Genomic DNA, 25,636 nt, shown 5'->3' on the forward strand with positions numbered 1-25,636 from the left:
GGTTCCTACAATCCCGCCAGCTCGGCTGCGCCCTCGCGCAGCAATTGCTCGGCCAGCGCGACGCCCAGGGCCGCGGCGCCGTCGAGCGTAAGCTCGCGGGTGGTGGCGGAGCGGCGCATGGTGTCGGACCCGTCGACCTTGCAGGCCACCGAGTCGAGCACCAATTCGTCCCCGCGGACGGTGGCCAGCGCGCCGATCGGCGCGGCGCAGCCGGCCTCAAGGCGGGCCAGCAGCGCGCGTTCGGCGGTGACCGCCAGGCGCGTGTCCGAATCGTCCATGGTTTCCAGCGCCGCGTCCACCGATGCGTGTCCGGTGCCGCCGGTCCGCACCTCCACGGCCAGGGACCCCTGGCCGGGAGCCGGGAGCATGATCTCCGGGTCCAGGTACTCGGTGATGTGGGATTCCAGGCCCAGGCGCTCCAGCCCGGCGGCGGCCAGGATCACCGCGTCCAGGTCGCCCTGGGCGGTGCGCCCCACTCCCCCGTCGTCCTTCTGCGCCGGCGAGCCCTTGACCCGGCCCAGCCGGGTGCCGACGTTGCCGCGGATGTCCACGATCCGAAGGTCCGGGCGGAAGGCCAGCAGCTGCGCGGCGCGCCGCGGGGAACCGGTGCCCACCGTGGCGCCCTCGGGCAGCTCGGCCAGGAAAAGCCCGTCGCGGGCGCACAGCGCATCGCGCACGTCCGCGCGCTCCGGGGTGGCGGCGATGACCAGGCCGTCGGGCTGCGTGGTCGGCAGGTCCTTGAGCGAGTGCACCGCCATGTCGCAGGTGCCCTCGTACAGTGCCTGGCGCAAGGCGGCGGCAAACACGCCGGTGCCGCCAAGCTGCGAGAGCGGACCGGTGGTCACGTCCCCCTCGGTCTTCACCAGCACGGTGTCGTAGGGGACCTGGGCGATCTCGTGCAGCTGCGCGGCGACATGCCCGGTCTGCGTGGTGGCCAGCGCGGAGCCGCGGGTGCCGATGGTGAAGCGGGAGGCGCTCATGGTGCCGGCACCCCGACCTCGGAGTCGACCGCGGCGATGGTCGGCTTGGTGGTGCCGTCGCGCATCACCTTGGCGCAGCAGTTGGGGCGGCAGACATCGAACCAGGGACCGAGCTCGGCGACCGAGGCGCGGCCAGGCTTCAGCGCGGCACCGTCGGACCCGGCCAGGCGCTCGGCCACCAGGTCGACCATGCCGGAGACGAAGTCCGCATGGGTGCCGGGTGTCGGGGCGCGGTGGAAGGCAAGGCCGAGTTCGGCGCAGGTTTCCCTCGCCTCGGTGTCCAGGTCCCAGAGGACCTCCATGTGGTCCGAGACGAAGCCGATGGGCATCACCACGACCCCGGCGACGCCGGCTGCCTGGTACTCGGTGAGCGCGTCGTTGATGTCCGGTTCCAGCCACGGCACGTGCGGGGCGCCGGAGCGGGACTGGAAGACCAGGGAGTGCTCCAGCCCGGCGGCCTCGGGCACCCCGGCCAGGATCGCGTCGGCGACGGCCAGGTGCTGGGCCGAGTACAGGTCGGTGTCCAGCGTGGCCACGAGGTCGCGCGGGCCGGCGGCCTGCGCGTCGGAGGTCGGGATCGAGTGCGTCACGAAGACGATCTTGATCTCGCCCTCCGGGTTTCCGGCCGTGGCCAGCTGCGCCCGGACCTCGGCCAGCGAATCGCGCAGCCCGCCCATGAACGGAGTGACGAACCCGGGGGTGTCAAAGTACTGGCGCACCTTGTCAACCTCGAGCTTGCCCTCCAGGCCGGTTTCGCGCAGCGCGACGCCCAGGTCCTCGCGGTATTGCCGGCAGGAGGAGTAGCCGGAATAGGCGCTGGTGGAGAGCATCAGCACCCTGCGGTGGCCCTCGGCGTGGATCTGTTCAATCGTTTCGGCGACGTACGGGGCCCAGTTGCGGTTGCCCCAGTAGACCGGCACGTTGATGTCGCGGGCGGCCAGCTCGGCCTCGAGGGCCGCCTTCAGCGCGCGGTTCTGTGCGTTGATCGGGGACACCCCGCCGTTGGCGCGGTAGTGGGTGGCGACCTCCTCGAGGCGCTCGTCGGGGATGCCGCGACCCTTCGTGACGTTGCGCAGGAACGGGATCACGTCGTCCTGTCCCTCCGGTCCGCCGAAGGAGGCCAGCAGGATCGCGTCGTACGCCTTGGGCGCCATGACCCCGTTTTCGTCGTACCCGGTGCGCGGGTCGAATTCCTGGCTCATCGCAGGACCTCGGCGACCTCGGCGGTGGAGATGCGGCGGCCGGTGTAGAACGGGATTTCCTCGCGCACGTGGTTGCGGGCCTCGGTGTAGCGCAGGTGGCGCATCATGTCGACCAAATCGATCATGTCCGGGGCCTCGAGGCAGATCTGCCATTCGTAGTCCCCGAAGGCGAAGGCCGCCACGGTGTTGGCCAACACGGACGGGAAGTCCCGGCCCAGGATGCCGTGGTCGCGCAGCATCTTGCCGCGTTCCTTCGGATCCAGCAGGTACCAGTCGGTGGAGCGGACAAACGGGTAGACGGTCATCCAGGCCTCGGGGGCCACGCCGCGGGCGAAGGCCGGCGAGTGGTCCTTGGAGAACTCGGCCTCGCGGTGCACGGCCATGGTCGAGTAGACGATGGAGGTCTCGGCGAAGAGGTAGGAGCGGCGGATCTTGCGCACCGCGGCCTGCAGGGACTCGGCGGTCGGGCCGTGCACCCAGGTCATCACGTCGGCGTCCTCGCGCATGGCGGAGACGTCGTAGGTGCCGCGCAGGGTCACGCCCTCGGCGGCCAGCTCGGCAACCAGTGCGTCGAACGCCTCGACGCCCTCGGACCGGTCCAGGTCCGAGTCGCGCTTGAAGACGGTCCACAGGGTGTAGTACATGGTCGCGTCGGCACCCGCCGCTTCGCGGTCGCGGATGACGGGTGAATTGGATTCCACTGCACTCATGGGTTGGTTCTCCTGCTTTCTTTGCGGTACTTCGCCTTCCGGCGAAGTGGTTCTCGTACGTGTTGCGAAAGTCTGTGGTGCCGCACCCGTCCGGCACGCCGGGGCGGCGCCGGGCGGGAAGGCCGGGGGTCAGCTGGCGGTGATGCGCAGCCGCTTGCGGGTGTCGTTGACGACGGAGGCCAGCCCGGTGCCCGCCAGCCAGGCGCCGACCAGCTCGAGGCCCGGGTGCGCGGAGGCGATCTCGCGGATCGCCGCCACGCGCGCCGCGTGCCCGGTGGTGGCGAAGGGCAGCGCGCCGGAATAGCGCACGACGTCGAAGCCCAGCACGTCCCCGGCGGTGATTTCCATGCCCAGCAGCACCGAGGCGTCGGCCAGCGCGGCGTTGCGCAGCGAGGCGTCGTCGGCGTTCACCAGCGCGGAAGCCACGTCGTTGAGCCGGCCGTAGGACAGGCGCAGCACGTGCGACCCGGGGCCCGATTCGTCGCCCAGCCACTGCCACTTGGCCGTCGCGTGGGTCAGTGCCTTGGCCCCGACGTTGTCCGCGGTGGGGGCGACCAGCAGGCCGGTACCGCGCGGGGCGTCGTCGAGCTCCGGCTTGTCGATGACCAGGGTGACCAGGGAAATACCGGCACCGGGTGCGGGGCGGTGGACGGCGAAGGCCGTATCGACGCCGGCCAGCAGGTCGACGGCGACCGGCCCGCCGGTGGCAACCACGACGCGCTCGGCCAACACCTCGCGGGGCGCGGCCGGGGTCTCGGCCTTGGCCGCCTTCTCGTGCTTCTCCTGCTTTTCGTGCTTCTCGGCCTTGCCGGGGCGGGCGGGCGCTGCGGCGTCGGCTGCTGCCGGGGCGGCCAGCAGCACGCGGAATCCGGCGGGATCCCCCGTTGCCGTGAGCGCCTCGACCCGGCTGTTGGCATGCAATTCGACGCCCGCGGATTTCAGGTCTTCCAGCAGGGCGGCGGTGAGCCGGTTCATGCCCCCGACCACCGAGGCGACCGCGGATCCGGCCGGGGCCGCGGCGCGCATGGCCGCCACGGCGCGGGCCAGCGAGCCGTGCTTGAGCACCGCGGCGCGCAGCCCGGGGGCGATGGCGTCGACGTCGAGGGTGTCGGGATCGGCCGAGTGCACGCCCGAGACCACGGGGGTCACCAGGTTTTCCAGCACGGCCGAGCCCATCCGGGAACGGACCAGCGCGCCGAGGGACATCGTCCCCTCGGTGATCTTCTTCGACACCGGGGTGATCAGGTCGGCAGCGGCGCGCAGGGCACCGGCTCGCCCCACGGCGCTGCGCACCTCTTCGGCCCACGGGTCACCGGGGATGCCCAGGATGCCGGTGGCCGGCAGTGGCTGCGCGGTGTTCTCGCTGCCGCGCTTCAGGTACAGCCAGGCTCCCCCGGGTTCCGGGGTGACGATGTCATCGCCCAGGCCCAGCTCCCCCAGGAGGTCGGCGACGGCGGTGGAGCGGGTGGCGAAGGATTCTGCGCCGGCATCCAGCCGGAGCCCGGCAACCTCGTGGACGCCCACGCAGCCGCCGAAGGCCGCGGAGGCCTCGTGGACCTGGACGCGGTGTCCGCTGGTGGCCAGCTCGCGGGCGGCCACGAGCCCGGAGATGCCGCCGCCGATGACCACCGCAAGCGGGCCCTCGGGCACCGCCGGGGCAGGCGTCGCGGCCTCGGTGCCGCGGGCCCGGGCCAGCAGGCGCATGGCGTGGGCCGCGGCGTTGGAGGCGACCGGGGTGCGCCGGGCCTTGGCCGGAGCCTTTTCTGCGGCAGCGGCGACAGCTGCGGCCGGTGTTGCCGTGCCGGGCGTTGCCGCCTCCGCGGTGCCGTCGGCGTCGGCGGCCGGGGGCGTGTCGGCCACCGGCGCGTTCCCGGTGCCCGGTGCGCCGGCCGATGTCCCGTCGTCGAGGTCCGCCGCGGCGCCCGCAGCGCGCCGGGCCGTTCCGGCTTCATTGGCCGAGCCGCGGCGTGGCTGCTCTTCGACGTTTGGCACCATCAACTCTTTTCAGGGAAACGAATGTGTATCTTCGAAGGCGCCGGACACGATGCGCGGCGGCCGCGCGGCGCTGGGCCGTGCGGCCGGCGCACCGTGTCCTGCACCCGGTGTTGCTTCTTCTAGCTTAACGCCCGGCCACGGGGATCGAGTGAATGAGTTCGACCACACGCGTGAGGGTTTCCGGGTTGGTTTCCGGCGGCACGCCGTGGCCCAGGTTCGCCACGTGCGAGACGGCGGTGTCGCCCGCGGCAAGCACCTCGCGCACGTGGGCCTCGAGGACCTCCCACGGGGCCGACAGCAGCGCCGGGTCGATGTTGCCCTGCAACGGGATGTCCCCGCCGAGGCGGCGGTTGGCCTCGTCCAGCGGCAGGCGGTAGTCCACGCCCATGACATCGACGCCGACATTGCGCATGGCGCCGAGCAGTTCGCCGGTGCCGGTGCCGAAGTGGACCAGCGGGACGCCGGTGTCGCGCACGACATCCAGGGCGCGGGCCGAGGCCGGGGCGACATGGTTGGTGTAGTCGGCCAGCGACAGCGATCCGGCCCAGGAGTCGAAGAGCTGTCCGGCGGAGGCGCCGGCCTCGATCTGGGCGCGCAGGAACGCACCGGAGGCGTCGGCGGCCCAGTTGGCCAGTTCCTCCCAGACACCCGGCTCGGCATGCATCATGGTGCGCGGGCCCATGTGGTCGCGGGACGGGCGCCCCTCGACCATGTAGGCGGCGACGGTGAACGGGGCACCGGCGAATCCGATCAGCGGGGTGTTGCCCAGCTGCTCGACGGTCATCGCGACCGCCTCGCGGATCGGGTCCAGCGAGGCGTCGGTCATCTTCGGCAGCGCCCGCACGTCGGCGGCGGTGCGCACCGGGGTGCCCAGCACCGGGCCGACGCCCGGGACGATGTCGACCTCGATGCCCGCGAGCTTCAGCGGGATCACGATGTCGGAGAAGAAGATCCCGGCATCCACGTCGTGCCGGCGCACCGGCTGCAAGGTGATTTCCGAGGCCATCTCCGGGCGCAGGCAGGATTCGAGCATCTCGGTGCCCTCGCGCAGCTTGCGGTATTCGGGCAGCGAACGGCCTGCCTGGCGCATGAACCACACGGGTCTGCGGCTTGGCTTCTGGCCGCGGTAAGCGGTAATCAACGGGGAATTGGCGGTACGACCGTCCATCAGCGGGTGGTTCTGGCTCAACGTCATGTTATTGATTCTGCCAACATATCCGCCCGAACCGTAATCCACACGCCCCCAGCGAACGTACGCTGCCTGGTATTTGGCGACCTGGTCACACCCGATGCTCTACAACCAGTAGAAGCGCTATCATGGGAGGCACTGTGGTTTTACTATCTCTCGTTGCCTCTCATTCAGACATCGACCTCGAGACCGTGGCAAAGATCAGTGCCGACGCCTCCCAGGTCGCTTCCGTCGTGCTCGCTTCGGCCAGCCCTGTTGCCGGCGCCATCACCCTGGCCACCTGCAACCGCTACGAAATCTATTGCGAAGTGCCGCAATCCGAGGACGTACCTGCCGCGCGCTCGGAGGTGATCACCCAGATCGCCGCCAGCACCGGGCTTTCCGAGGCCACCATCTCCACCGCGCTGGTCTCCAAGACCGAGACCGAAGTCATCGAGCACCTCTTTTCCGTCGGCGCCGGACTGGATTCCGCCGTCATCGGGGAGCGCGAGATCGCCGGCCAGGTGCGCCGCGCCCTGAACGAGGCGCAGGCCGCCGGAACCGCCACCGGTTCCCTGGTCCGGCTCTTCCAGGCAGCCTCGCGCACCGCCAAGGACGTCGGTTCGCGGACCTCGCTGGGATCGCGCGGCCTCTCGGTCGTCTCCGTGGCGCTGGATTTGGCCACCGACCTGAGCCGCGAGCCCGACTGGGGCTCCAAGAACATCGTCATCTTCGGCACCGGCGCCTACGCCGGGGCCACCATGTCGCTTTTGCGCGAGCGCGCCGCCCACAACGTGTCGGTGTTCTCCGCCTCGGGACGGTCCGAGGCGTTCGTCGCCACCCGCGGCGGCACCGCGCTGGACGAGTCCACGCTCGAGGCCGCCCTCGAGGCCGCCGATGTCATCATCGGGTGCAGCGGTTCCGACCACCGCCTGATGGCCTCCGACATCGCGACCCTCGACCGCGGCTCGCGCCCGCTGATCGCCATCGACCTGGCCCTGACCCACGACTTCGACCCGGAGCTCGGCTCGCTGGAAAACGTGGAGCTGATCAACCTGGAATCGGTGCGCATGGCCGCCCCCGAGGAGCAGGCGCAGTCGCTGCGCCAGGCCCGCGGGATCGTGGTCGACGCGGCCGAGGCCTTTGCCGCCGAACAGCGCGAACGTGCCGCCGATGCCGCCATCGTGGCCCTGCGCCGGCACACCCAAAAGGTCCTGGAGGCCGAGGTCGAAAAGGTCCGCGCCCAGCACGGCTGCACCGCCGCGGCCGAGGAAGTCGAATTCGCGATGCGCCGGATGATGCGCCAGCTGCTGCACGTGCCCACGGTCCGTGCCCGCGAGCTGGCCGCGGCCGGGCGCGCCGGGGACTACATCGACGCCCTGGAGACGCTGTACGGGCTTGAGGTCGAGGTGCCCATGGCGCCCTCGATGAAGAAACCGGGCACCTGCCCGGTGACCGGCGTCCAGGGCTCCGACGCCGGGAACCTCGCCGAGTCCGCCCCCGTCCAGCAGGCCGGATAGCCACCTCCCCCACCATGCCCGCCACACCGGTCGGGCCGGGCACGAGCCACCACGCAAAGGGCACCGCGGGAAACTTCTTCCCGCGGTGCCCCTTGCCGTCCACGGCCTGGCGTCCACGGCGTGCCGGTGCCGGTCAGGCCGGACGCTTGCCGGCGACCAGCTGGGCAGCCGCCCGCTTCTGCTCGCTGCTGCACTTGCCGTGGTACCCGGTGTAGTAGGTGCTCCCGTCGGCCAGGCGTCCGCTGCGCTTGGCGCCCATGGAATCGGACATGCAATCGGCCAGGTGCTCGATCCCGTATCCGTCGCGGCGCGGATTGATCTTCTCCGCATGGCGCACCAGCGTCGAGAAACCCCGGGGATACGCCTTGAACTGCATGATGTGCGCGCATTCGTGCAGGGCCACGGCCTTGAGCGGTGCCGCGCCCGGGTCCGGGTGGCCCACCCGGCTCAGCGTGATGCGCAGTGGACTGGACTGCGCGTAGTACTCGTCCTTGCGGTGGCTCACCCGCACGGTGATCCGCGGGCAGTGCCTGGCGATGTGCTTGGACACCGCAGCGCCCCATGCCGCGTCCGAGTACGTCCGGGCGCCCGGGCCCACGGCCGTGCCCAGTGAAACCTTCTTCACGTGCTTCAGCGCAACCCAGCCGGTCTTTCCCTTGTACTGGACCCGGACCCAGGAACGCGGCTTGTTCCGGGCGTTGTCCACGGTGCCGAGGGTGTAGTCCCGCCCGATGGTCGCCAGCTTCTTGCCACCGTTGGCCTTCGAACGCAGGACGGTCGACTGCCTGGCGGTGTACTTGGCCACGACCAGGCGCTTGAGCTGGTTGGACCTGACCCAGCCGGTGCGGCCCAGGAACGTGATCTGGGTGTAGCCCTTCGAGGTCTTGCCGGTGCCCCACACCGTGTATCCCTTGCTGGCCGACCCCAACCGGGCCCCTGCGCCCTTGCCGCTGCGCGGCTTGATGGTGGCGGTGGCGACGTAGTGCGGCCTTGACGCGCCGACGGTGCCGGACCCGGCCAACACGATCGGCCGGGCGGATGATTCGGCCTGCATCGCCGGCGCCTTCGACAAAGCGGCGGCAGGATCCGCCAGGGGCATCGCGAGGATGGCGGCCGAACCCGGCCCCTCGCCTGCCGACGGTGCGGACAGCAGGCCCTGGGTGAGGGCCAGTGCGCCAACGAGCGCAAACAGGAATGCTTTCATGCGGTGCCTTAAACATCAGTGCCCTCCCCAGCGAGCAACACTTCAGTGTGAACACTCACAGGGTAGTGGAACCCCCGGGCGCACCGGGGCCGCCGCGCCACGGCCGCATCGCCCCGGAAACCGGAGAATCCACCGCTGACAAGCTGGTCCCAGGCGTCAGTAGGCGGGCATGCGCGGATCCACATCGCTGATCCAGTCCAGGATTCCGCCCGCGACATGACGCACCTGCGCATAGTCCCGTTCCAGCAGGTAGCGCAGCACCTCCCCGGAACGGCCCCCCGACTTGCAGTGCAGGATGATCTCCCGGTCCCGGGGCAGCTCGATTTCCCCGCCCAGGATCGCCCCGCGCGGGGCGAGGATCGCCCCGGGGATCGAGGCGATTTCGGCCTCGCCCGGCTCCCTGACATCGACCAGCAGGAAGTCTTTCTTCCCCTCGGTGCGCAGCTCGAGCAGGCGCGCCAGCTCCCTGGCGTCGATGCTGTGCGCGGCCATCTGCGCCAGCCCCTGGGCATCCAGCACGGGGGCCGAGCAGAAGTCGTCGTAGCTTTCCAGCAGACCGGTGATCGGCGGGACATCGGGATCCGGCAGCAGCGACACCTCCCGCCAGGTCATGTCCAGCGAGTCCAGGATCAACAGGCGCCCCAACAGCGAGCGGCCGACCCCGGTGACCAGCTTGATGGCCTCGGCCACCATCACCGAGCCGATCTGCGAGCACAGCACCCCGAAGACCCCGCCCTCGGCGCAGGAGGGAACCGTGCCCGCCGGCGGCGGGGTCGGATACAGGTCGCGGTAGTTCGGGCCGTGGGCGTCCCAGAACACCGACACCTGGCCGTCGAAGCGCAGGATCGAGCCCCAGACGTACGGGATGCCGGCGAGCGCGGCCGCATCGTTGACCAGGTAGCGGGTGGCGAAGTTGTCGGTCCCGTCCAGGACCAGGTCGTACTGGCCGAAGAGCTCCACGGCGTTGGAGGCATCCAGCCGGTGGTTGTGCACCCGCACGGTGACCAGCGGGTTCAGTTCCTTGATGCGCGCGGCGGCGGATTCGGTCTTCGGCATCCCCACGGTGAGGGTGGAGTGGATGACCTGGCGCTGCAGGTTGCCCAGGTCAACCTCGTCGTCGTCGATGATGCCCAGGGTTCCCACCCCGGCCGCGGCCAGATAGAGCAGCGCGGGGGCGCCGAGCCCGCCGGCGCCGATGACCAGCACCCGGGCATTCTTCAGCCGGCGCTGCCCCGTCATCCCGATCTCCGGGATGATGATCTGGCGCGAGTAGCGCAGCAATTCCTCCGGCAGCAGTTCGTCCCCGGGCGGCACGAGGGCCGGGAGCCGGCCGGCGGTGGCGTTCTCGAACCGGGTGGTGGGGTCGTTGCGATGGTTCATGTATTCACCATAATGCTTGCGCGGCGCGTTGGCGCCGGTCCGGCATCCGTCGTTACCCAAGAGTAGACTTGTGCGGAATGTCGCCCGTATTCGATGCGGGCGGCGAGCTTTCGCGAAAGGGCCGATGTGACCACTCCCCCAAGCCGCGGCGGACGGACCCAACGGATGCCGCGCGAGGCCCGTCGCCGCCAGCTGCTCAACGCGGCCCATCAGGTCTTTGTGGCCCACGGGTACCACGGGGCCTCGATGGATGAGATCGCCGAGGTTGCCGAGGTGTCCAAGCCGGTGCTGTACCAGCACTTCCCGGGCAAGCGGGAGCTGTATGTGGCGCTGCTCGATGCGCACATGGACGAGTTCAGCGCGCTGCTGCAGCAGGCCATCAATTCCACCACCGACAACAAGTTGCGGGTGGGTGCCACGATTCGCGCCTACTACGAGTACATCTCGCGGGATTCGCAGGCGTTTCGGCTGATCTTCGAATCCGACCTCCTCAACGACGAGTTGATCGGCGGGCGCATCGAGGCGTTCAACGCGAAGTTCGCCGGGCGCATCGCCGACGTGGTTGCCGAGGACACCAGGCTTCCCCCGGCCCAGGCCCTGCTGATGGGCCGGGCCATGGCCGGGATGGCCCAGGTCTCGGCCCGCTACTGGGTGGATATGGCCGACGAGGTGCCCATGGAAGAGGCCAGCGAGCTGGTCTCGCGTTTAGCTTGGCGCGGAATCGGTCGTTTCCCCAAGGAATCCTGACGTAAATTCGACACTAGATGTTGGTCGGCGCCACCGGGCTCCGGCACATGCAACAAACCAGGAAGGCCACCATGGACGTTCGCATTGGAATTCAGAATGTTGCCCGCGAGATCGTGATCGAGTCCGCCGAGGACGCCGAGGAGTTGGCCAAGCGCGTTTCCGACGCGCTGGCAGCAGGCGGGGAACTCCGCCTCACCGACTCCAAGGGCCGCCTCATGCTGGTGCCCGTCGCGGGCATCGCGTATGTCGAAATCGGTGTCGAGGAAGCACGCCGCGTGGGCTTCGCCCACTAGGCACCGGGTCGCCAGGCAGGTGGGGAGGAACGGTAAACCGTTCCTCCCCACCTGTTTAAGCCTCCGCCGGGGCTACTGGAACGCCGGCGGTTCGTCGCTCAGCTCGGTGTTCAGGCCCACGCGGTTGCCGTCGGCGTCCGTGTAGATGCTCAGGGCCGGCGCGTGGGTCCGGTCCCCGGCGCCTGCGTGCGGCTGAAGTGCTTCCTGGAGCGCTTCCAGCCCGGAATGGGAAATGAACTTCTCGACGTGGATGCGGTTGGCACGTGGCGTTGCGGTGTCCTCGAAGCGGATCCGCGGGTTGCGGCCCTCGGGATCCACCAGGAACCCGTCGCGTCCCCTGCGGTAGCCCATGGCACCGGTCCAGAAGTCCTCCAACCTGGCCGGATCCTGCGTCTCGATGCCCAGGGCGACGTCCTGGTGGCGGTCGGGCACCGCGACGGCGCCCGAGTCGGAGGCGGCGAATTCAAGCAGCGACGCCAGGGCCACGTCGCGCAGGGTGACTTCGTCGCCCACGTCGTGGGAGGTGGTCCGCAGGAAGATGGTGCTCGCCCGCCAATCGACATCCGGGTGGTGGCCCTGGTGCTCGGCGGCCTCCGCCACCAGTGCGAGGAAGTCGACGGCTTCCCGGGTGTCCGGGAACGCCCAGGCGCAGACCAGCGCTCCTTCCCGCTTCCTCCACGACGGCAGTTCCTTCAGCGCCCTGGCGATCTCGTAGTCGGTCAGGAGGCGGGTGGGTGAGTCCTTGTCAAGGCCCATGGTGGTGGTTCTCGTTTCTTGTGGTGCTGTCATTGGTCGGTGTGTGCCCCGGCGCGGGCGGGCGGCACGGGGCAGGCCCAAGCGGGCAGGCTCAGGCGGTCATCCCCAGCTGGCGCATGCGCCGCGAGTGGTTCTCCACCAGCCGGGCAAAGAGCCGCGTCATTTCCTGGCCGCGGCCATCGGGGCCCTGAAGCTGCAGGGCACCCCAGTAGTCGTACTTCTCGCCGATCTCCCTGGCCTGGGTCAGCGCCTCGCCCAGCAGCCGCCGGCCCCAGAGCGCCAGGCGCGAGGCCCGCTCGGGATGGTCGGTGATGGCCAGTTGCAGCCGCTCGCGCAACCACTCGGTGTTCGCCTCGGACGTCTTGACCTCGTGCACCAGGGTCCGCACCTCCGCTTCCAGCCCGGAGGCAATCAGCGCGTAGAAGTCGGCGGCGACCCCGTCGATCACATACGCCTTGGTCAGCGACTCGTACCAGTCCCCCGGCTTGGTCCGCCGATGCATCTCGTCCAGCGAGGCCATGAACGGCTCGATGACCTCCTGCGGGTCCAGTCCTCGCTCGGCAATGCGCTCGCGCACCATCTCGAAGTGCCCGAACTCCTTCACGGCGAAGCGGCCCAGGGTTTCGCGGTCCACCAGGGTCGGCGACAGCCGCGCGTCGGAGGACAGGTGCTCGAAGGCCGTCAGTTCCTGGTAGGCGATCAGCCCCATCAGGGCCAGCTCCGCGTCGTCGGCTGCGGCCGCCGAGCCATAGGTCAAGGGTGTTTTGGTCATGGGTTCAGCGTACTCGGGGCCCAACACGCTCGGCACGTCGATGCCATGGCGGCGGCCGGGTGGTTATGCTGGCGTTGTGAGCCACCAATACATCGCATTGACCCCCGAGGCCCGGAGCACCGCACTGGCCCAGGCCCTCAAGGCCCTGGAAACGGAGTTCGAGGTTCGTTCCGAATTCCCGGCCGAGGTGCTGGAGGAGGCCGAGCGCGCGATCGCGGACTTCGAGCTGCCGGCCATCGACAAGCGAGACATCGAGCTGGTCACCATCGACCCGGCCAGCTCCACCGACCTGGACCAGGCCCTGCACCTGTCGCGCAGCGACGACGGCTACCTGGTGCACTATGCGATCGCCGACGTGCCCGGCTTCGTGGCCCTCGGCGGCACCCTCGACGCGGAGACCAGGCTGCGCGGGCAGACCGTGTACCTGCCGCACCGGCGGATCTCGCTGCACCCCGAATCCATCAGCGAGGACGCCGGTTCGCTGTTGCCGAACCGGGACCGCAGCGCCTACCTGTGGACCTTCACCCTCGATGGCCAAGGCGCGGTCACCGGCACCGGCCTGCAGCGGGCCATCGTCCGCAGCCGGGAGAAGCTCAGCTACGTCGGCGTCCAGGAGTCCCTCGACGCGGGCACGGCCAGCGAAATGCTGCAATTGCTGCGCGAGGTCGGGCTCAAGCGCATCGAACTGGAACGGGCCCGCGGCGGGGCCTCGCTGCGCATCCCCTCCCAGGAGGTCGAATGCATCGACGGCACCTACAAGATCGTCTCCGACGCCCCGCTGCCGGTGGAGGACTGGAACGCGCAGGTCTCCCTCATGACCGGGATGGAGGCGGCCCGCATCATGCTCGAGGCGAGGGTCGGGCTGCTGCGCACCATGCCCGCCCCGGCCCAGAAGGACATCGACATCTTCCGGCTCCAGGCCAAGGCGCTGGGCGCCGTGTGGGAGCCGACCCAGCCCTATGGCGAGTTCCTGCGCTCGCTGGACCTGGCCGACCCGCGGCAGCTTGCCCTGATGCACCAGGCCACCAGCCTGTTTCGCGGCGCCACCTACACCGCGATCGACGGCGAACTGCCCCGGGACACCGTCCAGGCCGCCATCGCCGCGCCCTACGCACACACCACGGCCCCGTTGCGCCGGCTGGTGGACCGCTTCGCGCTGCTGGTCTGCTCCTACGCGGTCACCGGCCAGGAAGTTCCCCGGGGACTGCGCGAGGCGCTGCCGACGCTGCCGGAATTGATGAACGACTCCAACCGCGTCGTGAACAAGATCGAACGCGCGGCCATCGACACCGTGGAGGCCGCCTCGCTGGCCCACCGCGTGGGCGAACGCTTCCGTGCGGTGACCCTGACCGCTTCCGGGGAATCCTCCAACGGCAACCACCGCTCGCTGGGGACCCTCCAGCTGGAATCCCCCGCCGTCATGGCTCCGTTCGAGGGCAGCTCGCAGGCCGGGGTGCAGGTTGAGGTGGAACTGGTGCATGCGGACCCGGCCAGCCGCAAGGTGCTCTTCCGCATCGTGGGCGCCTAGCGTCTGCTCCGGGCCCGGCGGCGAGGCCCGGTCGGCAAATACCGCGATTTGACCCGGTGCACGATATGCTTGAACGGTATACAAGGATGCCCGGTCGCGTACCTTGAAAAGAATTCATGCGGGATTACCCAGCGACTTCCGCGCCCCACGTGGTCAGATCCACTTGACCGCTAGCTAAGCCTGCGATCGGCTCCGCTGGAAGCACCTCGATTGTGGTGGACCTCCGACCCCTCCTTCCCGGAAGTCACGGGAACGGTCGTCGAGCACCCCTTTCCCAAGGTGCCTAAACGAATGAGACCCCCTGTGTTGAATACAGAACACCAGCTCACCGCCGATTCGGCGTCTGAGGCAGTGGACATCGAAGAAACCCTGTCCACCGATGAAACCCCGCACGAAATCCCGCAGCTGACCTTCGCCGACTTCGGCGTGCGCGCCGACATCGTCGAGTCCCTGACGGACGCCGGGATCATCCACCCCTTCCCGATCCAGTCGATGACCCTCCCGGTCGCGCTGGGCGGGCACGACATCATCGGCCAGGCCAAGACCGGCACCGGCAAGACCTTCGGCTTCGGCATCCCCGCGCTGCAGCGCGTGATCGGCCCGGACGACGAGGGCTACGACAAGCTCCCGGTCCCCGGCGCCCCGCAGGCCCTGATCGTCGCCCCGACCCGCGAACTCGCGGTCCAGGTCGCCACCGACATCGCCAAGGCAGCCACCAAGCGCAACGCCCGCATCGCCACGATCTACGGCGGACGTGCCTACGAACCGCAGATCGAGCAGCTGAACAACGGCGTCGAGATCGTGGTCGGCACCCCCGGGCGCCTGATCGACCTGCACCGCCAGCGCCACCTGAACCTCAAGAACGTGCGCATCGTGATCCTCGACGAGGCCGACGAGATGCTTGACCTGGGCTTCCTGCCCGACGTCGAGACCCTGCTGGCCGCGACCCCCGCGATCCGCCAGACCATGCTCTTCTCGGCCACCATGCCCGGCCCGGTCATCGCGATGGCCCGCCGCTACATGACCAAGCCGACGCACATCCGCGCCGCGGACCCGGACGACGACTCCATCACCAAGAAGGACATCCGCCAGGTCGTCTACCGCGCCCACCAGCTGGACAAGGACGAGGTCGTCGCCCGCATCCTGCAGGCCGAAGGCCGCGGCCGGACCATCATCTTCACCAAGACCAAGCGCTCGGCAGCCAAGCTGACCGACGAGCTGATCGATCGCGGTTTCGCCGCCGGCGCCATGCACGGCGACCTGGGCCAGGGCGCCCGCGAGCAGGCCTTGCGCGCCTTCCGCAACAACAAGGTCGACGTGTTGGTCGCCACCGACGTCGCTGCCCGCGGCATCGACGTTGACGACGTCACCCACGTGATCAACCTGCAGTGCCCTGAAGACGAGAAGACCTACTTGCACCGCGTGGGCCGCACCGGCCGCGCCGGCAACAAGGGCACCGCCGTGACCTTCGTGGACTGGGAAGACGTTCCGCGCTGGGGTTTGATCAACAAGGCCCTGGGCCTGAACGTCACCGACCCGGTGGAAACCTACTCCTCCTCCCCGCACCTCTATGCGGACCTGAACATCCCCGCCGGCACCAAGGGCCGCCTGCCGCGCCACGCGCGCAAGCTCGAGGGCCTAGCCGGAGAGAAGCTCGAGGACCTGGGCGAGACCGGCAAGAAGAACGCCCCGCGTTCCGGCGGCCGTTCCTCCGAGGGCGGGCGACGCGGCGAACGCACGGAGCGCTCTGACCGTTCGGAACGCAGCAACAGCGGTGAGCGCGGCGGACGCCACGGCCATTCGCGCGGCCGTTCGGACCGTCCGGCACGCGAGGGCGAACGCCACCGCGAAACGGCCGTCGCCGCCGATGCCGCCGATGCCGGTGAGCAGTCCGCTGCCGCCGCCGATCGCCCGGCCCGCAACCGCACCCGCAGCCGCACCCGCCGCCGCGACGGCGAAGTCGTGACCAACAACGACGCCGAGTAGATTGACGCCCAGCCACTAGATGACGTTGACCAGCATTCCTGACGGGCCCATCGCCGATCCCTTGCCGGAAACCGATGGGCCCGCCGAGGCCATGGCGGCCCGCATGTGGGACCCCACCGGGCCCAACCTGATCGTCCATGCGGAAAATGCGGCGTTCCTGCCGACTCTTCCGGACGAAACATTCACCCTGATCTACGTCGACCCCCCGTTCAACACCGGGCGGACGCAAAAGCGCCAGGTCACCACCGCGGTCCGCGCGGCCGCCGGCGAGGGCGACCGGGTCGGCTTCCAGGGCCGGAGCTACTCCACCCTGCGCGGGGACCTGCACAGCTACGACGACGCCTTCGACGACTACTGGTCGTTCCTGGAACCGCGCCTGCGCGAGGCCTGGCGGCTGTTGGCCGACGACGGCACCTTGTACGTGCACCTCGACTACCGCGAGGTGCACTATGCCAAGGTGATGCTCGATGCGATCTTCGGCCGAGAATCGTTCCTCAACGAGATCATCTGGGCCTACGACTACGGGGCGCGCGCCAAGTCCCGCTGGCCGGCCAAGCACGACAACATCCTGGTGTACGTGAAGAACGCGAAGACCTACCACTTCGACAATGCCGAGGTGGACCGCGAGCCGTACATGGCCCCCGGTTTGGTCACCGCCGAAAAGCGCGAGCGCGGTAAATTGCCCACCGATGTCTGGTGGCACACCATCGTCTCTCCCACGGGCAAGGAAAAGACCGGGTACCCGACGCAGAAGCCCGAGGGCATCCTGCGCCGGATCATCAACGCCAGCTCGCGAGAGGGCGACTGGGTCCTTGACTTCTTCGCCGGCTCCGGCACCACCGGGGCCGTATCCCAGGCGCTGGGCCGCCGGTTTGTCTGCGTGGACGAGAACCCGCAGTCGATTGCCGTGATGACCAAGCGCATCCCGAAGGCCACGGTCCTGAGCATGTTTGAAGACTGAGCACCTGCGCGCAAGCTGCATCTGGTCGGCGGTCGGGTGAACGCCATGTCCACCCACTGGATCTGCCGCTACACTGAACCCCAAGTTGTCTCGATTCCCCGAGGCGACTTGGGGTTCAGTCGTTTCAGGAGTGATCACCATGACCGAGATTGATTCGCGTGCCCAGCTTGCGGCAATGCTTGCCGAACAAGCTCTCCAGGTGGCGACCAAGCTCAAGCCCGGCTCCTGGGAGTCCGTGCAGGCGTTGTCCACGTTGTCCATCGCACAGAGCCTGCTGACCATGAACCAGCAACAGCAGGAGCCCTGACGGCCGGCCGGGCCTGTGGACAACCCCTCCCAATCATTTGGCAACGGGGTTAGGATGTCTGCTAATTGACTCCAACCGAATCGTAGGCCGTTGGCATGTTTGCGAAAACCAGAAAAGTCATCGTTGTCTTGAGTTCGGGTGCGCTCCTCCTGGCAACGGCAGGATGCGGCGGTAACGCCGCCCCAGTCGAGTCCACTGGCACGTCACCGACACCAACCGCAACTGCAAGCAGTTCGCCCCCGACATCGTCACCCAGCCCCACCGCGAAGCCCACGCCCACACCGGTACCTGCCAGTTCCAAGGGGCCAGCCAAGAATTGGCCGGTCCCCCAGATGCCGGAAGCCGCGAAGAAAAACTCAGAAGAAGGCATAGCTGCCTTTACCAAGTACTACTTCGAGCTTGTCGACTATACGGTCCTGACGTACGACACGAAGCCACTCAAGGCTGTCACGCAACGCTCTTGCTATTTATGTGCCACGCAAATCATCGATCCTGCAGACGGAAATAGAGGACATGGGGGTTGGCACGTTGGAGGCAAGACCGACTTGACTGTAACTCTTGCCAAGAACGCGAAAGGGAACGCCGTTTCTACATTCAGCTTCGTTCGCGAAGAAACGCGGGTCTATCTTCCTGATGGGAAATTGCAAAGTACGATCGATCCCATAACCAAGCCTAAAGCCGGAATGTTTAACTTGGCGTTCAACAAGGATGGTCGGTAGTGGACGTCCAGTTCGTTGATCCAGATGGAAGATAGTCTCAATGAAAAGGCTATATTCGGCGTTGATCCTCATTTCAGCAATGATCCTGATATTTTCCACCCCGCTTACAGTGCAAGCACCCGCAACGGCCCTTACTCAGGATTCGGTTGCAAGGCCGGCCTGTGATTCTTCACTGTCCTTCGGCGGAGACAGCGGACACACACATGAGGAAGGCTGTGACGGCAAGGTACATAAGCCACGCGGAACTTTTTACAAAGACAATTCAAAGTCAAAGCAGGTCCGGTACGGACCGAAATTAAAGTACCAGGTCGAATACTTACGTCAATGTGAGCCAGCTTTGATGGAGAAGCTTGGATGCGATGCCAATCCTGATCCCCCATGTTCAGATGGAAGTTATCCCGTCGTTCGATTGATTTATGCAATAAACGGACCACGTAAGGGACAACTGGTTGGAACGAGCTCGTACTGCAGTGTTGAACCAAAATTGGAAGTCCCTGGAGCCGAGCAAGACATCGCAAAGATAACTCCCGAACGATTCCGTCGCTTGCCCATCCTCGCATCGGCCATCATCAGTCAGCCAGAGGGTTTTTCTCTTCGTAACGGGCATGCCCATATGTATGCGGAGTCGAGAAGACAGAACTTCGAAGTGACCCTCTTCGACCAACACGTGCGGATTCGGGCAATACCGACGTCATACGGTTGGAACTACGGCGATGGAACAGCACAGCGTCTGAGTTTCCCGGGTCAGAGTGTGATCAACCGTGGCTTTGACGAAGCAACCACCACGAGCCATGTCTACCAGGAAACTGGTGATTTCAAGGTAGGGCTGAGCACCCGGTTCCGGGGAGAATATTCGACAGAGAATGGGCCCTGGATCCCGATCCCGGGTGTGGCCAACGTGCCGAGTGATCCGATCACCATGAGTGTGTGGAGGACCAAAAAGATCTTGGTGGCCGAGAACTGCAACCAAAACAATGATGCTCCAGGCTGCAAATCGATCTTCCAGGAGTAGTCCGATGAACACGGTCCTCCGATTCCACGGCGCCCGCACAAAGCGAAAACGATATTGAAGAAGCCCCGGTGTTCTACCAATACAGGCAGAATACCGGGGCTTCAGCAATCCTCGTCGAGGTGTGGTCTCTACGGACCAACTGACGAGCGCCTAGACCAAGCTGCGGCCCTCGGCGCGGGCCTGCTTCCATTCACGGAAGAACGCCCGAGTGATCACGAAGAGGGTTCCGGCAACGACGACTGGCCAGATCAGGACGTATACGGTCAACCAAAAGATTTCCATTGTTGTCTCCTGCTTCCTTTTCTCTACTTGCGGTTGGCTACGGGGTCGGTGTCGCGCTTGATCGTCTCGATGGGGTCGAAGTCACCAACGTGATCCTTGATCGTGCTGAAGTCGAAGTTCTGCTTCGAACGCACCGACATCGCGTAACAGATGATCGTCGAGACTGAATAGGCCACCAGCGATCCGCTGAGCACTGCATACTCATGCAGTGCACCCATTGCGAACGGAGCAGCGACGGCAATGGCCACGACGCCCACGATGCGGGCTACCTTCAATCCGAAGAAGCCAAAGGTCATCAGACCAAGGACGACGCCGACACCGACGATTCCGAGAACGTCCACGGCATATCCGGTGAATCCCGACATCGAGATCCATTCAAAGCGCACCGGCACGAACAACGCCAGCGCCGCCAGGGTTGAGATGGTGAAGGCCTTGTTGGTGACCTTCTTCCAGTAAAAGCTTGCGATGACCGGGAAAACCAACGCTCCCCAGAGTGCACCTACGAATACCAACAGGTCCAGGATGTTCATCTGGCCGCTGGCGAAGAAGAGACCCGCAGCGGTGGCAAGGATCATGGTGATGCGCCCAACCAGCAACATGGTTTTCGGCTTGACGTTCTTCTTGCCAACTGTCTGGCCGTAGAGGTCCGTCATGGCGATGGAAGAGAGCGCTGCCAGGTCCGAGTCCGCCGTGGACGACAACGACCCAAGAATCATGATGAAGAAGACGCAGAGCAGGACCGGGCCGAGGTAAGTGACAGCCAACTGCGGAATCAGGTTGTTCGTGTCGCCGTCCATCGGGGTGATACCCGCATACAGGGCGATGACGCCGAGCATGCCGAATCCGATCACCGTGGCGCCATAGCCAATGGTCGCCGTAATGAAGGTCGGCTTGATGAGGTCCTCACGCACGGCAAAGAGCCGCTGGGCAATCGTCTGGTTGCCGATGGCGTAGGCCAGAACGGCTGCAATGTACGGAGCACCCTGGTTCAGGAATGCCTCGGACGAGAAGAAGTTGGCCTGCTGCACCGTCAGGTTCGAGGCGCCGGATTCAAAGAGTCCGGGTCCTCCGGCGGCAAAGAACACCACCGGGATGATGATGACCACTGCACCGAGCATCGCCACCACTTGCGCGAAGTCGGTCAACACCGAGGCACGGAATCCGGACCATAGCGTGTAGAGCAAGATGCCTGCGGCAACTGCGATGATTCCTTGGCGGAAGCTGAAAGGCGAGAGCAGCGCAATCAGCGCGCCGCCAGCGATGAAGTTGGACGTCAGGGAGATGACGCTGCCCAGGATGTTTGAGCCTGCGAGCATGAGCTGGCTGGACCGTCCGTGACGGGCATACATGACCTCGGCCAGGGTGTGTGCCTTTGGCGCAACCGCACGGATCCTCCGACCAAAGGGGTAGATGAATAGAATCATCAAGGCCCCCCAAAGGCCATAGTGAATCGGCCCGGAAATGCCATAGGTGTAGCCAGACGTAGCCGAAGCGTACATCGACGCAGCCCATATCCATGTCGCGGTCATACTTGCCGCCGAGACACCGAATCCAATTTTATTGCCGGCAGTCATATAACCATCGGCATTTTCTTTCTTCTTGCCAATAAACAGAGTCATCACGAATGTGCCTCCGTAAAAAAGCACCAACAACCCCAGGACAACCGATCCCGCGAGAAGTTGATATTCTCCGCTTTGGAGATCCATATCTGTCCTCTCATCATAGGAATGCCGCCGGAAAAATTCCTATTTACATGCGCGCTGGCCAACAAAGGGCACAATTGAGATCGACTTCGTGTACACGAAATCGGCAAGGCATCCGGCGTGGACGCATTCAGAGCGCGCTAAACCACCCGGTCATCACGCCGGACTATTGGACTTCGGCTATTGGTCGCGGGAGGTTATCCTCACCAACGCGACGCCGTTCCATGTCCAATATGACGGCGAAACTCATGCCGTCGTGGTTGTGAGTTGCTTCGTGAAACCTTGGAACTAAGCTCAACAAAAATATTTCACTCAGCGAAGCAACTAAAACGATAGTAGCAGGAATGCGATGAGATCGCTCGCGGGAGAGGTAACGATCCGGGACACCGTAGCTGGGAACGGCCCGCCACTCCCTACGCTGATGCACTCATAAACGGCAATGCTGATTGGAAAGATATAGAATTCTCCGAATCATTATTGCGTTGGTTATTGCGATACCGGCCGCTTATCTTTAGCGACGAACTTGGCTCGTCGAAACCGTGGATAACGCGCCGGATGATGAGCCATTCAGCGCACAGCTCAGAGTCGGGAATTGCACCAAAAAAGAACCCGTTGCCCGTTCAGGACGGGCAGCGGAGGTGCTCCGAAAGAAGCTGTTCAGAACAGGTCGGGCATGCCCACCGGGGTTGTGCCGGTACCTGCTTCGAGAATCCTCTGGAGCATCTCGACGGTGGTGGTGTTTTCACCAAGCATGTTCGGCTTGCCGGTGCCGTGGTAATCGGATGACCCGGTGATGATCAAGTCGTGTTCGGCGGCGATGGAACGCAAGTACCTCCGGCCTTCTTCCGGGTTGTCACGGTGGTTGATTTCCAGGCCCAGCAAACCGGCCTCAATCATTTGTTCGAATGTTTCCTCGCCGACCACCCTGCCCCGGGCGGATGCAACGGGGTGCGCAAATACGGGCACTCCCCCCGCCTCGCGCACGAGTTTGACGGCGGTCACCGGATCCATGGCGTAATGCCCGACGTAGTAGCGTGAACGCGCGGTCAGCACCTGGGCGAAGGCCTCGGTGCGCGTCCTGACGACCCCTGCGGTCACCAACGCGTCGGCAATGTGTGGTCGACCGATGGTTGCGCCGGGGGCCGTGTGGCGGGAGATCATGTCCCAGTCCACCGGGTAGTCCTCCGCGAGCAACTCCACCATGCGCCGCGCGCGGGTGATGCGGGCGTCGCGGGCCTTGTCGATTTCCTCGATCAGCCCCGGATGCGAAGGATCATGCAGGTAGGAAAGCAAATGAACGCTGATGCCGAGCTCCGTCTTGCAGGAGATCTCCATCCCCGGGACCAGCCCGATGCCAAGCTCGAGAGCGGCTTCACCGGCCTCTTGCCACCCGGCGGTCTGGTCGTGGTCGGTCAAGGCAACCACGTCCAGTCCAGCTAGCTTGGCCGAGGCAACCAAATCGGCGGGAGGCTCCGTCCCGTCGGAAACGTGTGAGTGAGCATGAAGGTCGATCCGCATAGCTCTCAGGGTATCCCCTCCCTGACTGGCAACGGGCGCGGTCCCCCGGTGTTCTTCCCGGGACGAACACCTCCGGGACCACCGTGGGTCGATGCCGCGACTTCGACGGACAGCTGGGGGTGCCTGATCGGGCCGATATCAGGGGCCGCGCCCGCGTTGGCACCACGCACAGTGCCGGGCGCCTTGGCGTATGCGCCCGGGCTTTGAGACGATTGGTCAATGAGCACTGATGCAACCACCACCACCGGCAGCGACCAGCCCCTCGAAGAGCGCGTGAACAACCGTTCCCAGCGCCCCAACTCCGAGGCTTTCAAGGCATTCATGGCGTCCTCTTGGGCTCCCGACACCGCCGAACTTCCCGGCCAGGACGAAGTGGCACCGTATGCGGCCAATCGCCGCGCCGCGATTTCCGCCCGCTTCCCGGGCGAGCGCCTGGTCATTCCGGCCGGACCGCACAAGGTCCGCTCCAACGACACCGACTACCGCTTCCGCCCGCACTCGGGCTTCGCCCATCTGACCGGCCTGGGCCTTGACCACGAGCCCGACGCGGTCCTGGTCATGGAGCCGGCCGCCGAGGGTTCCGGGGACAACGGTTCGAACCATGTTTCCACGCTCTACTTCGCCCCGATGGCCGGTCGCGATTCCGAGGAGTTCTACTCCAGCGCCCGCAGCGGCGAATTCTGGATTGGCCCGCGCCCGACCCTGGCCCTGCTGCAGGCCCGCCTGGGCCTGCCCACCGCAGACCTCACCGGCCTGGAGTTCGCCATCACCACCGATGCCGGCGTGGTGGAATTCGGCGGCATGCGCATCCGCCTGCTGCGCGATGTCGATTTGAACTGCGACGCACTGGTCGACACCTCCCGCATCAACACCGGCGTGGACCTGGAAGCCTCCGACGCCCTGGACGGGGAACTCACCGAGGCCTTGAGCGAGATCCGCCTGGTCAAGGACGCCTGGGAAATCGGCGAGATGAAGAAGTCGGTGGCCGCCACCGTCAACGGCTTCCACGAAGTGGTCAAGTCGCTGGACCGTGCCATGACCCACGAGCGCGGCGAGCGCGTGGTCGAGGGCGCCTTCTTCGCCCGTGCCCGCGAAGAGGGCAACGACTTGGGTTACGACACCATCGCCGCCTCGGGCAACAACGCCACGGTGCTGCACTGGATCAACAACAACGGCACCGTCAACGACGGCGACCTGCTGCTGCTGGACGCCGGGGTGGAGGCCGAGTCGCTGTACACGGCCGACGTCACCCGCACCCTGCCGGTCAACGGCACCTACACGGAGGTGCAGCGCAAGATCTACCAGGCGGTGCTCGACGCGGCCGATGCCGCCTTCGCCGTCGCCAAGCCCGGCACCAGGTTCCGCGACCTGCACACCACCGCCGTCACGGTGCTGGCGCGGAACCTCGACGCCTGGGGCCTGCTGCCGGTGTCGCTGGAAGAGGCGCTGTCCCCCGAGGGCCAGCAGCACCGCCGCTGGATGCCGCACGGCACCAGCCACCACCTGGGCCTGGACGTGCACGACTGCGCGCAGGCCAAGGCCGATCTGTACCTGGACGGGATCCTGGAGGAGGGCATGGTCTTCACCATCGAGCCGGGGCTGTACTTCAAGAACGAGGACCTTGCCGTGCCGGCGGAATACCGCGGCATCGGCGTGCGCATCGAGGACGACGTACTGGTCACGGCCGACGGATGCGTGAACCTCTCCGCGGCGCTTCCCCGCACCCCGGCCGACGTCGAGGCCTGGATGGCGCAGGTCCGCAAGGGCTAGATCCGGCTGCGACCCGGCGGATGACCCCTGGCATGGCAACGGCGGTCCCCCACCCTTTCGGGTGAAGGACCGCCGTTGGTGTTTCACGTTGTATCACGGGGCCGCCTGTGGCCTTGCGTCCCTCCGGTTCGCGTACCGGTTTGGCCGGGTCGCGCCCTGCCCGGCCTAGGAGTGCTTGCCGTGTTCCGCCTGGTTGTGCTTGTGCGCCTCTGGGCCCGATCCGTTCGGCGCCGGTGCATCGCCATCAGCAGGTGCGTCCGCTTCGGGCTTCGTTTCCGGCTCCGCGGCCAGCTCGGGCGCGGGTGCGGGTGCCGGCTCGGGTGCGGGAACAACGGCAGGTGGGTTGTCCTGGATCCGGATGCCGAACTGGGGGCGCCCGTCGGGCAGGTCCGAATAGCTGCCCGTCGACGGGGCGGACGGCACCGTGGGTGCCTCGGGCTGGGCGGGTGCCTGGGTCTGCGCCGGAGGCTGGTGCGTGCCGTGGTTGGCGCCGACCCCGGCGTCAGCGGCCGTGCGGCTCATCGGCAGCTTGGCGGCCATCGCGCGTGCAGCATGCGCATGGGAGAACGACACCACCACGTCGTAGCTGGTGGCCAGCACCTGGGACTGCGAGGCGAAGTCGCGCTTGCCGCGCCTGAACGAGTAGCTCACCACGCCCACCAGCATCCAGATGGCCATGCCGATGCCCACCGAGGACAGGATCTGCGCCAGCGCATTGGAGCCCGGGCTGAAGATGGTCAGCACCAGGCCGACGAACACGCCGAACATCGCGCCCTGCGCCGCACCCGCGGCGGCCACCTTCGGGTAGCTGAGCTTGGCGGTGACCCGCTCCACGGATTTGAGGTCGTTGCCCACGATCGTGAGGTTCGCGACCGGGAAGTCGTTGTCGGCCAGGTAGTCCACCACTTTCTGCGCGTCCAGGTACGTGTTGTAGCGCCCCAAAAGCTCGCCGCGCGGCAGGCCGAGCGAGTTCGGGTTGGACGGGGACGCACCAAGTGGGGAAGACATATATCCATTGTGCACGTTGTGCGGGCAGAAGACCGGGCTTGATCGCTGAAGGTGAAAGCGCGGGCGGCGAGCCGCGGGGTTTGGCGGCGTCGCGCTCAACACATCGACCAAACCG

At 66.6% G+C, this 25,636-nt stretch carries 23 protein-coding genes; 10 read left to right on the plus strand and 13 right to left on the minus strand.

The features are described 5' to 3' along the window. Positions 1–5: 5 nt before the first annotated feature. The 5 genes from hemC to hemE form a co-directional block, all read right to left on the minus strand. On the minus strand, positions 6–980 hold the full coding sequence (gene hemC / locus FPY90_RS06780) for a hydroxymethylbilane synthase (protein WP_071213094.1): 975 nt from the start codon (positions 978–980) through the stop codon (positions 6–8). Beyond that, the gene (locus FPY90_RS06785; RefSeq protein ID WP_071213093.1) at positions 977–2,182 is read right to left on the minus strand and encodes a ferrochelatase; all 1,206 of its coding nucleotides are present in this window, start codon (positions 2,180–2,182) and stop codon (positions 977–979) included. The genes hemC and FPY90_RS06785 overlap by 4 nt, the downstream gene beginning before the upstream one ends. Continuing rightward, a complete protein-coding gene (gene hemQ / locus FPY90_RS06790; RefSeq protein WP_498684644.1) occupies positions 2,179–2,892 on the minus strand; it encodes a hydrogen peroxide-dependent heme synthase in 714 nt (237 codons plus the stop codon). Before hemQ ends, FPY90_RS06785 begins: the two co-directional genes overlap by 4 nt. A 129-nt stretch (positions 2,893–3,021) precedes the next feature. Beyond that, positions 3,022–4,884, minus strand: coding sequence for a protoporphyrinogen/coproporphyrinogen oxidase (locus FPY90_RS06795; protein WP_498684646.1), 1,863 nt, complete (start codon positions 4,882–4,884; stop codon positions 3,022–3,024). 127 nt (positions 4,885–5,011) lie between these two features. Further along, complete coding sequence (gene hemE / locus FPY90_RS06800; protein ID WP_071213091.1) at positions 5,012–6,082, minus strand: uroporphyrinogen decarboxylase; 1,071 nt, start codon at positions 6,080–6,082, stop codon at positions 5,012–5,014. Positions 6,083–6,216: 134 nt separating this feature from the next. On the opposite strand from hemE, the gene FPY90_RS06805 reads away from it, so the two are divergent. Further along, on the plus strand, positions 6,217–7,575 hold the full coding sequence (locus FPY90_RS06805; protein ID WP_071213256.1) for a glutamyl-tRNA reductase: 1,359 nt from the start codon (positions 6,217–6,219) through the stop codon (positions 7,573–7,575). 133 nt (positions 7,576–7,708) lie between these two features. Here FPY90_RS06805 and FPY90_RS06810 read toward each other — a convergent pair whose 3' ends face one another. Next, complete coding sequence (locus FPY90_RS06810) at positions 7,709–8,779, minus strand: SH3 domain-containing protein (protein ID WP_498684650.1); 1,071 nt, start codon at positions 8,777–8,779, stop codon at positions 7,709–7,711. A gap of 156 nt (positions 8,780–8,935) precedes the next feature. Then, positions 8,936–10,159: a molybdopterin-synthase adenylyltransferase MoeB gene (gene moeB / locus FPY90_RS06815; RefSeq protein ID WP_498684652.1), complete on the minus strand. Its 1,224-nt coding sequence runs from the start codon at positions 10,157–10,159 to the stop codon at positions 8,936–8,938. 93 nt (positions 10,160–10,252) lie between these two features. On the opposite strand from moeB, the gene FPY90_RS06820 reads away from it, so the two are divergent. Further along, positions 10,253–10,906 carry a TetR/AcrR family transcriptional regulator gene (locus FPY90_RS06820; RefSeq protein WP_498684654.1) on the plus strand — a complete coding sequence of 218 codons (654 nt, stop codon included), beginning with the start codon at positions 10,253–10,255 and terminating at the stop codon, positions 10,904–10,906. 71 nt (positions 10,907–10,977) lie between these two features. After that, positions 10,978–11,199: a DUF3107 domain-containing protein gene (locus FPY90_RS06825; RefSeq protein WP_071213255.1), complete on the plus strand. Its 222-nt coding sequence runs from the start codon at positions 10,978–10,980 to the stop codon at positions 11,197–11,199. A gap of 72 nt (positions 11,200–11,271) precedes the next feature. On the opposite strand, the gene FPY90_RS06830 is transcribed toward FPY90_RS06825, so the two are convergent. Beyond that, on the minus strand, positions 11,272–11,988 hold the full coding sequence (locus tag FPY90_RS06830; RefSeq protein WP_498684656.1) for a 4a-hydroxytetrahydrobiopterin dehydratase: 717 nt from the start codon (positions 11,986–11,988) through the stop codon (positions 11,272–11,274). A gap of 58 nt (positions 11,989–12,046) precedes the next feature. Continuing rightward, positions 12,047–12,727: a ferritin-like fold-containing protein gene (locus FPY90_RS06835; RefSeq protein ID WP_498684657.1), complete on the minus strand. Its 681-nt coding sequence runs from the start codon at positions 12,725–12,727 to the stop codon at positions 12,047–12,049. A 76-nt stretch (positions 12,728–12,803) separates the two neighbouring features. Here FPY90_RS06835 and FPY90_RS06840 point away from each other — a divergent pair, with 76 nt between their 5' ends. The 6 genes from FPY90_RS06840 to FPY90_RS06865 all read left to right on the plus strand — a co-directional run bounded on the left by FPY90_RS06840 (position 12,804) and on the right by FPY90_RS06865 (position 19,240). Continuing rightward, a complete protein-coding gene (locus tag FPY90_RS06840; protein WP_498684660.1) occupies positions 12,804–14,255 on the plus strand; it encodes an RNB domain-containing ribonuclease in 1,452 nt (483 codons plus the stop codon). A gap of 291 nt (positions 14,256–14,546) precedes the next feature. After that, entirely contained in the window at positions 14,547–16,241 is a 1,695-nt protein-coding gene (locus FPY90_RS06845) for a DEAD/DEAH box helicase (protein WP_071213084.1), read from the plus strand. Between the two features lie 103 nt (positions 16,242–16,344). Then, positions 16,345–17,202 carry a DNA-methyltransferase gene (locus tag FPY90_RS06850; protein ID WP_498685528.1) on the plus strand — a complete coding sequence of 286 codons (858 nt, stop codon included), beginning with the start codon at positions 16,345–16,347 and terminating at the stop codon, positions 17,200–17,202. A gap of 139 nt (positions 17,203–17,341) precedes the next feature. Continuing rightward, positions 17,342–17,509 carry a hypothetical protein gene (locus FPY90_RS06855; protein WP_175475365.1) on the plus strand — a complete coding sequence of 56 codons (168 nt, stop codon included), beginning with the start codon at positions 17,342–17,344 and terminating at the stop codon, positions 17,507–17,509. Between the two features lie 332 nt (positions 17,510–17,841). Next, the gene (locus FPY90_RS06860; protein ID WP_498684663.1) at positions 17,842–18,228 is read left to right on the plus strand and encodes a DUF6318 family protein; all 387 of its coding nucleotides are present in this window, start codon (positions 17,842–17,844) and stop codon (positions 18,226–18,228) included. Between the two features lie 40 nt (positions 18,229–18,268). Further along, positions 18,269–19,240: a hypothetical protein gene (locus tag FPY90_RS06865; protein ID WP_498684664.1), complete on the plus strand. Its 972-nt coding sequence runs from the start codon at positions 18,269–18,271 to the stop codon at positions 19,238–19,240. Positions 19,241–19,390: 150 nt separating this feature from the next. Here FPY90_RS06865 and FPY90_RS06870 read toward each other — a convergent pair whose 3' ends face one another. The 3 genes from FPY90_RS06870 to FPY90_RS06880 form a co-directional block, all read right to left on the minus strand. Beyond that, positions 19,391–19,522: a putative transporter small subunit gene (locus tag FPY90_RS06870; RefSeq protein WP_220093978.1), complete on the minus strand. Its 132-nt coding sequence runs from the start codon at positions 19,520–19,522 to the stop codon at positions 19,391–19,393. Between the two features lie 23 nt (positions 19,523–19,545). Next, on the minus strand, positions 19,546–21,228 hold the full coding sequence (locus FPY90_RS06875; RefSeq protein ID WP_498684668.1) for a sodium:solute symporter family protein: 1,683 nt from the start codon (positions 21,226–21,228) through the stop codon (positions 19,546–19,548). Positions 21,229–21,882: 654 nt separating this feature from the next. Next, positions 21,883–22,743: a PHP domain-containing protein gene (locus FPY90_RS06880; RefSeq protein ID WP_498684670.1), complete on the minus strand. Its 861-nt coding sequence runs from the start codon at positions 22,741–22,743 to the stop codon at positions 21,883–21,885. Between the two features lie 219 nt (positions 22,744–22,962). Between FPY90_RS06880 and FPY90_RS06885 the strand changes: the two genes are divergently transcribed. After that, the gene (locus tag FPY90_RS06885) at positions 22,963–24,513 is read left to right on the plus strand and encodes an aminopeptidase P family protein (RefSeq protein ID WP_498684672.1); all 1,551 of its coding nucleotides are present in this window, start codon (positions 22,963–22,965) and stop codon (positions 24,511–24,513) included. A gap of 165 nt (positions 24,514–24,678) precedes the next feature. On the opposite strand, the gene FPY90_RS06890 is transcribed toward FPY90_RS06885, so the two are convergent. Next, positions 24,679–25,521: a YflT domain-containing protein gene (locus FPY90_RS06890; RefSeq protein WP_498684673.1), complete on the minus strand. Its 843-nt coding sequence runs from the start codon at positions 25,519–25,521 to the stop codon at positions 24,679–24,681. Between the last annotated feature and the right edge of the window lie 115 nt (positions 25,522–25,636).

This window comes from Arthrobacter sp. C2, from assembly GCA_024207135.1.
Lineage (GTDB): Bacteria > Actinomycetota > Actinomycetes > Actinomycetales > Micrococcaceae > Paeniglutamicibacter.

Excerpts from the sequence above, each read along its gene's own strand:
- hemC (WP_071213094.1), bottom strand. The coding sequence starts at position 980 with ATGAGCGCCTCCCGCTTCACCATCGGCACCCGCGGCTCCGCGCTGGCC.
- FPY90_RS06845 (WP_071213084.1), top strand. The coding sequence starts at position 14,547 with ATGAGACCCCCTGTGTTGAATACAGAACACCAGCTCACCGCCGATTCG.
- FPY90_RS06785 (WP_071213093.1), bottom strand. The coding sequence starts at position 2,182 with ATGAGCCAGGAATTCGACCCGCGCACCGGGTACGACGAAAACGGGGTC.
- FPY90_RS06855 (WP_175475365.1), top strand. The coding sequence starts at position 17,342 with ATGACCGAGATTGATTCGCGTGCCCAGCTTGCGGCAATGCTTGCCGAA.
- FPY90_RS06820 (WP_498684654.1), top strand. The coding sequence starts at position 10,253 with ATGCGGGCGGCGAGCTTTCGCGAAAGGGCCGATGTGACCACTCCCCCA.
- FPY90_RS06885 (WP_498684672.1), top strand. The coding sequence starts at position 22,963 with ATGAGCACTGATGCAACCACCACCACCGGCAGCGACCAGCCCCTCGAA.
- FPY90_RS06835 (WP_498684657.1), bottom strand. The coding sequence starts at position 12,727 with ATGACCAAAACACCCTTGACCTATGGCTCGGCGGCCGCAGCCGACGAC.
- FPY90_RS06890 (WP_498684673.1), bottom strand. The coding sequence starts at position 25,521 with ATGTCTTCCCCACTTGGTGCGTCCCCGTCCAACCCGAACTCGCTCGGC.
- FPY90_RS06865 (WP_498684664.1), top strand. The coding sequence starts at position 18,269 with ATGAAAAGGCTATATTCGGCGTTGATCCTCATTTCAGCAATGATCCTG.
- FPY90_RS06810 (WP_498684650.1), bottom strand. The coding sequence starts at position 8,779 with ATGAAAGCATTCCTGTTTGCGCTCGTTGGCGCACTGGCCCTCACCCAG.
- FPY90_RS06850 (WP_498685528.1), top strand. The coding sequence starts at position 16,345 with ATGTGGGACCCCACCGGGCCCAACCTGATCGTCCATGCGGAAAATGCG.
- hemE (WP_071213091.1), bottom strand. The coding sequence starts at position 6,082 with ATGACGTTGAGCCAGAACCACCCGCTGATGGACGGTCGTACCGCCAAT.
- FPY90_RS06875 (WP_498684668.1), bottom strand. The coding sequence starts at position 21,228 with ATGGATCTCCAAAGCGGAGAATATCAACTTCTCGCGGGATCGGTTGTC.
- hemQ (WP_498684644.1), bottom strand. The coding sequence starts at position 2,892 with ATGAGTGCAGTGGAATCCAATTCACCCGTCATCCGCGACCGCGAAGCG.
- FPY90_RS06830 (WP_498684656.1), bottom strand. The coding sequence starts at position 11,988 with ATGACAGCACCACAAGAAACGAGAACCACCACCATGGGCCTTGACAAG.
- FPY90_RS06860 (WP_498684663.1), top strand. The coding sequence starts at position 17,842 with ATGCCGGAAGCCGCGAAGAAAAACTCAGAAGAAGGCATAGCTGCCTTT.
- FPY90_RS06880 (WP_498684670.1), bottom strand. The coding sequence starts at position 22,743 with ATGCGGATCGACCTTCATGCTCACTCACACGTTTCCGACGGGACGGAG.
- moeB (WP_498684652.1), bottom strand. The coding sequence starts at position 10,159 with ATGAACCATCGCAACGACCCCACCACCCGGTTCGAGAACGCCACCGCC.
- FPY90_RS06825 (WP_071213255.1), top strand. The coding sequence starts at position 10,978 with ATGGACGTTCGCATTGGAATTCAGAATGTTGCCCGCGAGATCGTGATC.
- FPY90_RS06870 (WP_220093978.1), bottom strand. The coding sequence starts at position 19,522 with ATGGAAATCTTTTGGTTGACCGTATACGTCCTGATCTGGCCAGTCGTC.